Source organism: Arthrobacter sp. ISL-5 (assembly GCF_018613835.1).
Classification (GTDB): Bacteria; Actinomycetota; Actinomycetes; order Actinomycetales; family Micrococcaceae; genus Arthrobacter.
In genome coordinates, this window is record NZ_JAGGPM010000058.1 from 1 (window position 1) to 11788 (window position 11788).

At 62.7% G+C, this 11788-nt stretch carries 10 protein-coding genes; 5 read left to right on the top strand and 5 right to left on the bottom strand.

Annotation, left to right across the window (positions count from 1 at the left end; all coding sequences use genetic code 11):
* Nucleotides 1-84: 84 nt before the first annotated feature.
* The 3 genes from istB to J7I89_RS24010 all read right to left on the bottom strand — a co-directional run bounded on the left by istB (nucleotide 85) and on the right by J7I89_RS24010 (nucleotide 3658).
* Nucleotides 85-816 carry an IS21-like element helper ATPase IstB gene (istB, locus tag J7I89_RS24000; RefSeq protein ID WP_214975723.1) on the bottom strand — a complete coding sequence of 244 codons (732 nt, stop codon included), beginning with the start codon at nucleotides 814-816 and terminating at the stop codon, nucleotides 85-87.
* The gene (gene istA / locus J7I89_RS24005) at nucleotides 813-2279 is read right to left on the bottom strand and encodes an IS21 family transposase (RefSeq protein WP_214975725.1); all 1467 of its coding nucleotides are present in this window, start codon (nucleotides 2277-2279) and stop codon (nucleotides 813-815) included. The genes istB and istA overlap by 4 nt, the downstream gene beginning before the upstream one ends.
* Before the next feature lie 1079 nt (nucleotides 2280-3358).
* Complete coding sequence (locus J7I89_RS24010) at nucleotides 3359-3658, bottom strand: DUF4192 family protein (RefSeq protein ID WP_251045796.1); 300 nt, start codon at nucleotides 3656-3658, stop codon at nucleotides 3359-3361.
* A 432-nt stretch (nucleotides 3659-4090) separates the two neighbouring features.
* On the opposite strand from J7I89_RS24010, the gene J7I89_RS24015 reads away from it, so the two are divergent.
* The 4 genes from J7I89_RS24015 to J7I89_RS24030 are packed head-to-tail and all read left to right on the top strand — an operon-like array spanning nucleotide 4091 to nucleotide 7204.
* On the top strand, nucleotides 4091-4849 hold the full coding sequence (locus J7I89_RS24015) for a prolipoprotein diacylglyceryl transferase (RefSeq protein WP_214975727.1): 759 nt from the start codon (nucleotides 4091-4093) through the stop codon (nucleotides 4847-4849).
* The gene (locus J7I89_RS24020) at nucleotides 4846-5208 is read left to right on the top strand and encodes a hypothetical protein (RefSeq protein ID WP_214975729.1); all 363 of its coding nucleotides are present in this window, start codon (nucleotides 4846-4848) and stop codon (nucleotides 5206-5208) included. Before J7I89_RS24015 ends, J7I89_RS24020 begins: the two co-directional genes overlap by 4 nt.
* A complete protein-coding gene (locus J7I89_RS24025) occupies nucleotides 5205-6809 on the top strand; it encodes a radical SAM protein (RefSeq protein ID WP_214975731.1) in 1605 nt (534 codons plus the stop codon). The genes J7I89_RS24020 and J7I89_RS24025 overlap by 4 nt, the downstream gene beginning before the upstream one ends.
* 20 nt (nucleotides 6810-6829) lie before the next feature.
* Nucleotides 6830-7204, top strand: coding sequence for a hypothetical protein (locus tag J7I89_RS24030; protein ID WP_214975733.1), 375 nt, complete (start codon nucleotides 6830-6832; stop codon nucleotides 7202-7204).
* 2557 nt (nucleotides 7205-9761) lie between these two features.
* Here the strand turns inward: J7I89_RS24030 and J7I89_RS24035 are convergent.
* Nucleotides 9762-10142, bottom strand: a complete 381-nt coding sequence (locus J7I89_RS24035) for a hypothetical protein (protein ID WP_214975735.1) — start codon at nucleotides 10140-10142, stop codon at nucleotides 9762-9764.
* Nucleotides 10143-10324: 182 nt separating this feature from the next.
* Between J7I89_RS24035 and J7I89_RS24040 the strand changes: the two genes are divergently transcribed.
* Nucleotides 10325-10579 carry a hypothetical protein gene (locus J7I89_RS24040; protein WP_251045797.1) on the top strand — a complete coding sequence of 85 codons (255 nt, stop codon included), beginning with the start codon at nucleotides 10325-10327 and terminating at the stop codon, nucleotides 10577-10579.
* Nucleotides 10580-10915: 336 nt separating this feature from the next.
* On the opposite strand, the gene J7I89_RS24045 is transcribed toward J7I89_RS24040, so the two are convergent.
* On the bottom strand, nucleotides 10916-11575 hold the full coding sequence (locus tag J7I89_RS24045) for a hypothetical protein (protein ID WP_214975737.1): 660 nt from the start codon (nucleotides 11573-11575) through the stop codon (nucleotides 10916-10918).
* Between the last annotated feature and the right edge of the window lie 213 nt (nucleotides 11576-11788).

The window sequence follows — 11788 nt, forward strand, 5'->3', positions numbered from 1 at the left end:
TGTGTTTCGTCAACTTAAAGTGGGCCATTTCGGCGCTAAGATTCAGGCCATCTCTGCACGTTTTTAGTCCATTTCGGCGGTTGGCTATTTCATGAGGGCGTTCTTGACTCGGTAGGACTCGCCACGGAATTGCAGGAGGCGTCCGTGGTGGACCAGCCGATCGATGACGGCGGCGGCCATGTTGTCGTCCCCGAACACCGTTCCCCAGCGGGAGAACTCAAGGTTGGTGGTGATGATGAGGCTTCGTTTTTCGTAGCCGTCGGCGATGACCTGGAACAACAGCCTGGCCCCCTCGGTGTCGATCGGAAGGTAGCCCAGCTCGTCAATGGCCAGGAGCTGGTTCTTGGCCAGGGAAGCGAGCTCCCTGTCCAGCCGGTCCTCGTCCTTGGCCCGCCGCAGCATCATGACCAGAGAAGAGGTGGTGAAGAAGCGTGCCTGGATACCCTGCCGGCAGGCGGCTGCCACCAGGGCGGTCGCCATGTGGGTTTTGCCGGTGCCCACGTCCCCATAGAGGACCAGATCCTGGGCCCGGTTGATGAAGTCCAGGGACTCGAGGGGGTCACGGCCGTAGTCCTCGGGGAACCTGACGCTGGAGTAGTCGAATCCCGTGAGTGTTTTCATGGCCGGGAGCCGGGCGGATTTCAGCAGCCGTTGGCGGCGTGATTCCTGCCGGGATTCGTGTTCGGCCATCAGCACCCCGTGCAGGTATTCGCGTTGCTTCGGGGTGCCCTTCTCAGCCCATTCGGTCAACACGCTGCCGGTCAACGAGGCATGCTTGCCCGCTTCGGTGATGTCCTGGACGGTGATCGGGTTCATGCGACTTCTCCCGTGCTCGTGTTGACGGTGGTGAAGGTGTCATAGACGCTCAAGTCCACGTTTGCTGCAGCCTGTTCGGTGCCGTGGGCCAGCCGGCGGGCGAGCATGCCCAGGGTTGCGATGTCCGGGGTATCCCCTCGCCGGATCAGCGTGTCGGCGGCGGCCATCGCGGCATCAAAGCCAGTGGACCCGGACGCGGCGTCCACCGCGTTGAGCAGGCGGCGCCTGTCCGTGGGCGCCGCGGTATCGAGCCAGTCGCGGACCGGGTCGGTGACCAAGGCCCGCAGCGGGGAATGGCCCCACGCCCCGGGCTTGGTCACCAGCAGCGGGACCAGGGAGGCGGGATCGAAGATCGTCTCTCCCTGCCGCCCGAACACCCGGTCAAAGGACCGGACGGGCTCGGAGTGCTCATCGAGGATCTGCACCACGTCGTGGCGCAAACCGACGGTGAGGTTCCGGCCGTGGAACATGGGCCCGGCGGCGTAGGTGTTCCCGTCGATGAGCAGGTTCCCGGTCTTATCGGCCTTCCGCGATTCGTATCGGACCGCGTCGAACCCGACCCCGGGCAAGGCCAGGGACGCGGCCATGTCTTGGGCGAACAGCTCACCCAGGGCCAGTCCCTTGCGGTAGTGCGTGGTTGCGGCCAAGGCATCGCACCTGGCCATGAGCACCTCGTTCAATGCCTGCAGGCTGGAGGCCTCGGGTTCGGGGACCATGAGGTTGCGGCGCAGGAATCCGACCGCGTTTTCCACGTTGCCTTTCTCGTGTCCGGAGTACGGGTTGCAGTAGCGCGATTCGGAGCGGTAATGCAACTTGAACGCGCCGAACAGTTTCGTTTCCACGACCTTGGTGCCGACGCGTCGTCCGATGCCGGTGGCGTTGTCAAAGACCAGGTGCCTCGGTGCTGCCCCGATATGCTCGAACACCCTGCGTAGCCCGTGGCAGACGCATTCTGCGGTCTCGCCCCGGTAGGCCTGGACGAAGCGCATGTTGGAGAACGGGAAGGTGACCACCAGGATGTGCAGGACTTGGCGGATCCCGGCGATGATGGCCTCGGCCTGCCCGAAGTCGACCTGCGCCGTGCCGGCGGGCCAGACCAACTCGGTGAACCCCTCACCCGTGGTTCTGTTGCGGGCGTTCCATTTCTTCACAAAGCGTTGGACAGGAGAATACGTGCCGGTGAACCCGTGCTCGTCAACGAGCCGGTCGAACACGCGCTTGGCCGTATGCCGCTGCTTGCGGGTCCGGCGCTGGTCCTCGCCCAACCACGTCTCGATGAGGTGCTCGAACCCGGTCAGCACCGAGGCTCCGGGCCTGGCCCGCGCTTCGGCGGGTACCGGGGAGAAGTCCTCCTGATCGGCGTACTTGGTCACCGAGGTCCGGCTGACACTCAACCGGCGGGCGATCTCACGCCCCGGGACTCCCTGGGAATCGAGTCTCCTGATATTTTCTTGTACGGACATGGGTACCGTCATCTGCTTTCCAGCCCTTCCGGCGCAAACGCTTCGCAATGGCAGCGCCGCAAGGAACCTATCTGGGGGTGGCGGGCCCATGTTCCCAACACACTGGGAACCGCCCGGGCCCGGGTGATCTCAACTCTGCGCACTCCCCGAATCCATGATTTGGAGGGGAACTGCCTGGCCTGATTCTTAGCGCTCTTTTGGCCTGAAATGAGCCACTAACTTGGCTGGATTCTTCGGCTGAAACGGCCTACAGATAGTCGATCACACACAGATTGGGCTGGCTGATGTTTGGTCATGCCACTTCACACTTTTACCCACCATGAGAAGTTCGGAAAGGAGAAACACGCGGCTATGACTCGCATCGAATCCAAGCCTGCGCCTTGCCCTATATCGGTCCTCGGGCGTGGCCGTTATCGGCCGGGCCCCAATCCAGAGCCTGGAGCCTGGCAGTTCCGATCGGAACCGCATTGGGCACAAGACAGAGCCGCCGCGCCCTCGCAGGGGCGCGGTAGTCGCATGGATGGTGCAGCAACGTGGGCAAAAAGAAGGTGTGCACAATGTGCACACCTTGGGCTCCGGATCGGGCCGTACTGGTGCCGGACTCGGCCGGATTGGCTATGTTTTTGGGAGTTCCCAGTGTTCGCAGGGGCTAGAGTCCGGTTCGAGTCCCACCTTGGGCACAGGTGTTTCCGCAGGTCAGCGGGGTTTTTGGTGTTTTTTCGTGTGGACAGTGTCCACACTCCAGCCTCTGATCTGCTTCTCCGGGGTGTGTGGGTTCCCGCAGTCCCGTATTCGGTTATGTGTGGGGGAGCAGGCTCAGTCCGGCGGGCCGGGTCCTGCCAGAGCGGGCTGCTTCTGGGTGTCCTTCCTTGTGTGTCCTTTTCCTTTGGGTTTTCGTCTTCACCAGTTCATGGCGGCTGGGGCCGCGTACAACATGACTTGCTGATTACTTGCGGCATGAGCCGGATGGTCGCGGTCGCTCCTGAATTTTTGAGCCGTACCGGTGGGACGCTGTAGTGTTCGACTGGCTTCGGAACCTCCCCGCCGTCGTCTGCCGCCGTATCCCCATAACTGTGGGCCTATGACGCTTCGAGGCCCCAGGGGCGGTAGGCCCCGTCCTTGTCCATGTTCCAGCCGGCAACCATTCCGGAGCCGATCATTTGGTCGGTGAGCCTGGCCAGTCGGTAGGCGGGTTCGGCGTCGAGGGCGAGTTCCAGGAATTGGTGGGCTTTGCTGCCTCGGCCTTCCCACCAAATGATGAAGGCGATCGCGGTGAGGATGGGTGCCGAGTGCTTCGTGCTGTTGCGTGTAAGCGTGGAGCAGCAGCTGCTGCGCCCATTCGACCCGGGACCATTGCGGGGTGCCGTGCGTTTGGGCAAGGAGAACGCGGTCCATCGGTTCGTCAATTCCGGGGATATCGGCCATGAGCTGGTCCCTGATCGCGGGGGCTTGGAAGTTGGCGGCGCGCTGTCCCAGCCAGCCCAAGTGGTCGGTACTGAATGTCCGAAGTAGTTTTGCACGAGGCGTGGGATACAACCGCCAAATAGTGACCTCGGCTTCTCACCGAGCGGGGAAGCGCGGGCTGGACCGCGGCGTTGAGTGCTCGTCCTGTCCCAGCCCAAAGATGCCATTGGTGCACAATCCCGTGCCCTAACTTCAAGAACTAGGGCTTCGCTAGCACGTTCACCGTGTACCCGTCTCTCAGCGGTTCATCTCTGAAGCCGCGCGGCGGCTCCACGTCCATATGTAATTCCCGTGAACGTCCAGATATAGGACCGGAGGGCAGGAATGCTCACTGCTACACTCTGCTCATGATCGGGCTTCCCTTCGCGGGAGACGGGCTGGTGCACGCCGGCCTGTTAGGGCTGGGAATCCTCGCAGCCTTGCTGTTCTACGCCTATGAGAAGCGCCGGCGCGGCCTGTCCGACCCACGGTTGTGGCCCATTGCAGGTTTCGCTGTCGCCTTCGGGGCCATCGGTTCAAGGGTCCTCACGTGGGATGTTTCCCGGCAGGTGTCCCTCGTTGACTGGTGGGGCAACGGCGATCGCAGCATCCTCGCGGGCCTTGTGGGCGCGTGGTTCGGCGTTCATCTGGGTAAACGGCTGACAGGTTACCGCGAGTCCACCGGGGATTTGCTTGCGCCCGCGGTCGCCTTGGCGCTGGTCATCGGGCGGGTGGGCTGTCTTCTCACGGAACTGCCCGGCACCCCGACTGGGGGAGCGTGGGGGATATCGCTCATGCCCGGGCAGGCTGCGATGTTGGGCGGAGTTCCCGGGGTAGGGCTCCACCCGTCCTTTGCCTATGAAATCGTGTTCCATTTGGCCGCATTCGCGCTCATGTGGCGTTATCGAGACCGTTTGCCTCGTCCTGGCGACCTCTTTATCTGCTACGTGACTTCTTACGCCTTGTTCCGGTTCGGAGTCGAATTCGTCCGCGGCAACGAGGTGATCTTGCTGGGGATGAGCCGTCCCCAGTGGTTCCTTCTGGTGATTCTCCCCCTGCTGTTCTGGCGGATGCTGCGGGTGTTCGGGAAACCTCTCCGCCCGGAGTTGGAAGGAAGAGTGGCATGAGCGAGGACCACCCCGACGTACCGCAGGACCCGCCCCCGCCGCCCCAGCAAGAGGAGCCGCCCTCTGAACCAAGACGCGGCTCCATGGCGCTCGGAATCCTGTTGGGGGCTGTTGCCCTTTATGCCCTCTATTTCGGGACAACAGGTGGTATCGCTCCGGATGAAGGGTATAAAACCTTCCTTGCTGGGCCTGCAGTGTTCATACCCATCGCCGTCTATCTGGCGGCAGCGGGTGTGCTGGCGGTCCGGCCGCGCACGTCCCGGTTGGGTGCGGGGCTGTTGATTGGCCTGGGTGTCTTCACGCTGCTCGGCGGTGGGATCTGCGTCGCAGCCCTCTCGCAGATGAGAGGCCTGAGATGAATCCGTCCTTATTCTCTTCCCGGCAGGCGCTGCCCGGTCCCGGCCAGCCGCTGCGCGGGGACCGCATCCACCGGTACGTCACGGCCTTCTGTCCCCACTGCCACGAGACGAACCCCCCGCTCGCGCAGGTGCGGCGCCTCTCCGGCGCGCTGTTGATCCGCGATGACCGGGTCTGGCTCGAACGCGGCTGCCCGGATCACGGACTCGTCAGCACGTTGTACGACGAGTCTCCCGAAATTCTGCGCTACCTGGAGAAGTGGCAGGCGCCGACCAAGCAACACATCCCGGACCAGGCCGGCAATTACCGCCAGGTACCGGAGGCCTATGCCTACGGGCTGCCCGCCATGCAGACGCAGCACACGTGCATCCTCCTGCAGGACATCATCGAGCACTGCAACCTGCGCTGCCCCACCTGCTTCACCGCCTCCGGCCCCCAGCTGCAGGGGGTCGCGCCGCTTAGCGAGGTGCTCGCGAATATCGACACCCGGCTTGCCCGCGAAAGCGGGCGGCTGGACGTGCTGATGCTCTCCGGCGGCGAGCCGACGCTTTATCCCCATCTGGCCGAACTTCTGGATGAGCTCGTCGCCCGGCCGATCGTCCGGATCATGGTGAACAGCAACGGCATGCTCATGGCCACCGACGACGAACTGCTCGCACTGCTGGCCAGGCACCGGGACCGCGTGGAGGTGTACCTCCAATACGACGGCCCGTCCAAAGAAGCATCCATCCACCACCGCGGGGGAGACCTGACCCGCTTCAAAGACGTGGCCATCACCCGCCTGTCCGAGGCAGGTGTTTTCACCACCCTGACGATGACAGCGACACTCGGCGTCAACGATGGTGAGGTCGGCGCCGTCGTGATGAGGGCTTTGGAAACCCCGTTCGTGGGTGGGGTTGCGCTTCAGCCGGTGTTCGGTTCCGGCCGCGGCCACGGCATCGACCCCACGGACAGGCTCACCCACACAGGCGTGCTGGAACGGCTCGCGAAGCAAACCGGAGGGGTGGTTTCATGGCACGACCTGACAGCACTCCCGTGCTCGCATCCGCATTGCGCGTCCGTGGGCTACATGCTGAAGGACGACTCAGGGGTCTGGCGTTCGCTGACAGCCCTCATCGGGCACGATCAGCTGCTCGCCTGGCTGGAACTCAATCCCGACAGTATCGCCAACCGCATCGCCGACAGCGCGATCCCGCTCGAGCTGCGCACCCTCATGAAGTCCTCCCTGCTGGACCTGCTGAGCGAGCAGTCCTCGCTGTCCCACCCGCGGACAATGGATCTGTGGAAGAACATCTGCACCCAGTGCGACCTCGGCATCGGCACACTCACCACACTGGCTGCCGGCAAGCTTCCAGGGCAGCAACAGCGGCTGCGCAGGCTCCTCGCCGAACGGATCACCCGCATCATGGTGAAACCCTTCATGGACATCTCGACCATGATCGAGGAACGGCTCACGCAATGCTGCGTTCATGTGGGCACGAAGAGTGACGCCGGCGATCATCAGTGTGCTCCGTTCTGTGCTGTCCAGGCGTGGCCGGCCCTGGCCAGGCAACGAATGAGCACAGCCACGGGCACACGGCTTCTCCCAGTCCGCCAGGTCTGAGTCAGCGATAGGAAGGAATGATGAGTTCCGCATCTGATGCCCGGCGTATTGCAGCCGGGCCATTGCCATCGCAGCTGGTGCGCTCCAAGCAGTCAGGCCGGCACGGACACAGGCCTGACCCTGAAATGGATCCGCAGTCCCCGCCGGCCTTCGATCCGCTGCGGCTCTGCATCTTCGCGACCGTTGCCCTGCTCGGTTGGGCAGCTGGTCCGGTGGCACTGGCCGTGTTCGCCGCCGTCGGATTCGCAGGCTACTGGAAAGCCCGACGGAGGGGCCTGACGAGGTCGAAGTGCTACCTCCGCGATACGAGGCTGGTCTTGGCCTACCTGGGCATCCTGTTAGCGGCTGGGTTGTGGGGGATATATTCGATGGCAGCTCAACTGTTCGGCTCGTAAACGCCGCAGGATGTTGGCCGCCGCCTCATGCCTGTCCGGTGAGCGTCCCAATCGAAGTCGAGGTAACCATGGATATGAAACCGGAAGTCGGCGAACCCGATGCGGGACCCTGGCAAGCCGAGTCACTGGAAGGCTTGGTGCGGCGGTTACTGCCGGCAGCAGGACAACGTCCGAACCGCCCCTGGATTGTAGCGGTAGATGGAAGGAGCGGGGCAGGCAAGACCACCCTGGTCGATCGTCTACTAGCTCGAGTGCCGGACTCAGATGTTGTTCACACGGACGATGTAGCGTGGCATCTCTCGTTTTTTGACTGGGCCGATGAACTCCGTGACGGTGTCCTCGAACCCCTGCTCCAAGGCGAGGCAGTCCATTACCGTCCGCCGGGTTGGGTGGCCCGAGAACGTCCAGGTGCCATAGCTCTACCCGCCGGGCGTTCCGTGGTGTGGGTGGAAGGGAGCGGATCATCACGCCAAGCTCTCTCTGACCTAGTCGACGCTTCGATCTGGGTGCAGTGCGGCAACTTTGAAGCCCGATGTCGCCTGCTGGCACGAGATGGCCAGGAAGAAGAAGAACTGCACAGGGAGTGGGAAGAACAAGAAATTCCCTTCCTACTTGAAGACCGGCCATGGGAGCGCGCTACAGTGATCGTGGCCGGAAGGCCGGCCCTAGAGTACGATCCGAATACCCAAGTAGTAACCGCTCAGCCGGCACCACCATGCGCGGAGATCACCTAACGCACGGATTTGCCATCTCCGCCCGCCACTGCGAATGCAACAAGATTGAGCGACTGACTGCTGGCGGGCCAAGTGTCCAAGTAGATTCCCGCACTGCCGTCAAGCAGGCTGGCAGGGCACATCTGAGCCGTGAGGGATAGGCTTCAAAGAAGAACCCCTGCGGGTCATTTGCGCGGGCGTTCTTCTCGGTAGTTCGAACACTTTCGCGTATCGGGGGCGACGCGAAAGTGGGAGAGCACGCCTTAAACGCCGATAACGGAGGTTTCGTCGTTCTTGGGGTTGAGCCAGAGAGCAACGCGGTGACCGGTCCTGGACCACGAAGGTCGTGAGGAACAGGCAGAGGGCTCCGCGCCAAGCTTTCGACCGCGGCGGTTGCAAAACCACTGGTTGCGCGGTGTCCGGCAAGGGAGGAACAAGCCGATATGACGCTCATCGATTGTGAGGTGCCCGGTAGATCGATGCTCAATCGCTGGGCAAAAAGGCAGTGTGGACAGTGTCCACACTTTAGGCTTCGGATCGGGTCGTACATCGGTCGGACTGGGCCGGATTGGGGATGTTTTCAGGAGTTCCCAGTGTTTACAAGGGCTGGAATGCAGTTCGAGTCCCACCTCGGGCACGTTTTTCCCATGTCAGGGGCCCTTTTAGGCCTCTGACTGTGTACAAAGCTTGACTTGTGGGCCCCCTCCGCGGCCCATTTTTGTTGGTGGCCATTGCTGCGGCCGGGTGCCTCTTTTCTTAGTGACGGTGACGGTATGGGGTCATTACGCCTTCATGGTCGGGCCAGGGTGAAACTGCATGACCTGGTTTGGGGCTGGGGGCGCGTCTGTGCTGTGTCGTTGCCTGTTTCTGCCTTCACGACTGTTCATGGCAGGGCTCCCGTGTAACTGCATGACTATCAGGGCTCTTTTGCGCGGGGGTTTCGACTAGGGTCCTTCCCGGTGGAGAAAGCTACAGAGTGGGTGAGGTCATTGGACTTGCTCCTTTTCTCGGTTTTTCCTACAACACCTGCATTGGTGCAGGGTGGATTGTTGGGCCTTTACGTATCCGTTGGGTTCAGGACGTTTTTGGTGGCTGCGCCTGCATCGCACTCTGCATGAGGATCATCGCAAGCTTCGTTCACAGATTGCTAGCTCTTCATGGCTGGATGGAGATGCTCGAGGTCGTGCTGGCATCGAATTTCGCGCTATCTCTTGAGATAGAGCTACGGACGCCATCGCCACGTGGCTGTTGTTGATTTGGCAGGATCCACTCCAAGTGATCGCCCCATCCGAATACGCCGGCTTTTTTATCTGGAGACATCACTGAGGCTAAGCGCGTACCGGGATGGTGTCTTGTCCTCCCTGGGCAATAGAAAGGCCGTCGCCAGCGGCACTGGTGGCCGGACGGGGTCCACACATTCAGCGTTGCCCCGGTGGCTCAGCGGATCCGCTATCAACAATCAGCGTGATGTGAACAGGATTGTCCGAGACCACCACAGACTCGGAAGCCGTCGAGGCGTAGCCGCCGCGCCCTAGCAGTCGGCCGTTCCCCAAGAGCCTCCGTCACAGACAAGCCGTTACTCTTCAGTAAGTTGAAGTTTCCATCAATTCATAAAACTATGAAGTCGCTGGGCTTCCCGATGGGGGAGTTGAGGGGAGTCAGCACTATGATCCTCCGGGCGCACGCGCCCGCATTGGGGGAGGGCCATGCGCGGAGTCCAGGAATTTCGGTTCCGGCGTCGTGCCGACCCCTTCGAGGAGAGAGCCCCGGCCGCAAGGCGGGGCCAAGGACGGTGCAGCTCATGCCACCGGGCTGTATCCTTCTCCGCTGACGGTAACCAGACATCACCCGGCATGGACCGCGTGACCTGGAGTCAGGGTCCGGTTCTCCACTGCCGGACCAGAAAGACGAGCCAGACTGTGCAGGCGGGTCGGCAGCAGCGGGAATACAGGCTCGCCGATGCTTACCGCGACGCCATAAATGACCCAGAGCACGCATGTGATGACGGCCGCGGAGATCAGAGATTTGCGGGTGACCGGATATGAGGGCAGCTCGTTCCCTTCGCCGCGTAACTGGCGTGCTTCGAGGACGCCGCCCCGGATAAGAGAAACGAAGACGGCGGCCAGTACGGCGATCGCGAGCAGTGAGCGCCACGGCTGCACAATGCCGGCTGCCTCAAAGACAGATCCCAGGACCGCGCCCAGTAGGAAGTACCAGAAGAACATGCCCAGCCTGCCAGCCGTCTCCGCTTCGGGGGCATGCCTTCAAGTGAATCCGGCGGCCAGGACTGCCACTCGTACTTGTTGCCGTCTTTGCCTGCGCCCGTGGCCAATATCCATTTAGTAGTCGTGCTTCAACTGAGTCAGTCTCGGCCTCGTCAGGTGGAGCCGCGGGTAGGATCGCCCACATGGAATTCGCCGTGATGTACAGCATCAGCGAAGGCATCGATCGCTCACGCGTTCTTGAAACGTATCCCCGCCATGAGGCTTACTTTGAAGCGTTCCACGCCGGCGGCGGCGGGCTCCTCGCACTGGGTCCGTTCCAGACAGCGGATCCGGCCGGTGCGTCGATGGGGATCTTCACCTCGCGCGAGGATGCTGAGCGCTTTATCGCCGGTGATCCGTTCGTTCTTGAGGGGGCTTGCCGTTCCACGAATCCTTGAGTGGGACGCCGTGCGCTTCGACTAAGCGGATATGGCCCTTTGCCGGAGGTCAGGCGCTGGTAGACCGGAGATTCCACGGGCTGAAGCACAAGGACGGTGCTACAGGCCGCAGGCGCAGAGGCTTGCGGTCTCGTTGGCTGCTTGTCCGCCACCCGAGCACGGCGGCGTACAGGGCGGGGGTGTTGTTCTCCGCGAGCTCCCCGCGCCACACCCGGTGTAGTACTCCGGCCATGGTTCCCGCCCGGGTGACGGAGGATCCGGCACCCGCTAGCTGACATGTAACCGCGGAGACGGCCGCCCACGCCAGCTCGCAGACGGCCTCTATAAGGACTATGCTCACGGCTGCCTCACCTTGTCTGCACTCGCTGCGTCTAGTCGGTCAACGTCCATTCGGTCACCGCGCCAGAGGAGCCAGCCGAGGTGGCTAAAGAGCAGCACCCAGATCCCGATGCCGATCCGGCCGGCGAGGTGGGGTCCCATGATGGCCGGAATCAGCGGCACGAAGACGTAGATCCCCAATAGCAGCGGCAGGAATCGCTTCGCACCCTTCCAGGCACCAGCCCGGAGGACACCGATGCCGCCCAGGACCAGCCCGATCCCCGTGAGCAGCGTGGGGATCGCGAAGAGCGACTGGACCAGGCCGTACAGCGGTTCCCCGGAAACGGAGTGCGCGGCCGCGATGGCCGCCAGCTCCAGGAGAGCCAGCAAAGCCAGACCCGCGATGCCAATGCAAAGGCCTGCACGCGCAAGCCGTGATGATCCGACAGCCGGGGTCAGCAGCAGCGCCACGATCACTGCCACCATCGTGACGTGTTGCACCGCAAAGAACACCTGCGCAATGGTGAATCCGGTCGCGTTGAACGGGTAACTGAACTGCTCCGGGACAACCACTGGCGGATACACGATCAACACAAGTGCAGAAAGCGCGCCCGCGAGTCCTCCCCAGAATCCGACCGCGCCGAGTCGCCGGACAGTTCCAGCCGATTTGCCTGCCATTGGAGTTCTCCCTGGTGTCGTGGGGCTTGCTGATTTGTGCCCAGTTCGTTCATGATGCTCGCCGGATGCACGCGGGACATCCGTGGAACCACCTGTGTTGGCACCTAGGACGGGCATAGCATGGGCACATGACGGGGCGGGCAGAAGGATCGGCGGGGCCCATCGAGGCCGCAATCCGTGCAGCCCGCGCCGCCAGCGCCCGCCGCGCCCACG

Excerpts from the sequence above, each read along its gene's own strand:
- J7I89_RS24025 (WP_214975731.1), top strand. The coding sequence starts at position 5,205 with ATGAATCCGTCCTTATTCTCTTCCCGGCAGGCGCTGCCCGGTCCCGGC.
- J7I89_RS24020 (WP_214975729.1), top strand. The coding sequence starts at position 4,846 with ATGAGCGAGGACCACCCCGACGTACCGCAGGACCCGCCCCCGCCGCCC.
- istA (WP_214975725.1), bottom strand. The coding sequence starts at position 2,279 with ATGTCCGTACAAGAAAATATCAGGAGACTCGATTCCCAGGGAGTCCCG.
- J7I89_RS24040 (WP_251045797.1), top strand. The coding sequence starts at position 10,325 with ATGGAATTCGCCGTGATGTACAGCATCAGCGAAGGCATCGATCGCTCA.
- istB (WP_214975723.1), bottom strand. The coding sequence starts at position 816 with ATGAACCCGATCACCGTCCAGGACATCACCGAAGCGGGCAAGCATGCC.
- J7I89_RS24035 (WP_214975735.1), bottom strand. The coding sequence starts at position 10,142 with ATGTTCTTCTGGTACTTCCTACTGGGCGCGGTCCTGGGATCTGTCTTT.
- J7I89_RS24015 (WP_214975727.1), top strand. The coding sequence starts at position 4,091 with ATGATCGGGCTTCCCTTCGCGGGAGACGGGCTGGTGCACGCCGGCCTG.
- J7I89_RS24045 (WP_214975737.1), bottom strand. The coding sequence starts at position 11,575 with ATGGCAGGCAAATCGGCTGGAACTGTCCGGCGACTCGGCGCGGTCGGA.
- J7I89_RS24030 (WP_214975733.1), top strand. The coding sequence starts at position 6,830 with ATGAGTTCCGCATCTGATGCCCGGCGTATTGCAGCCGGGCCATTGCCA.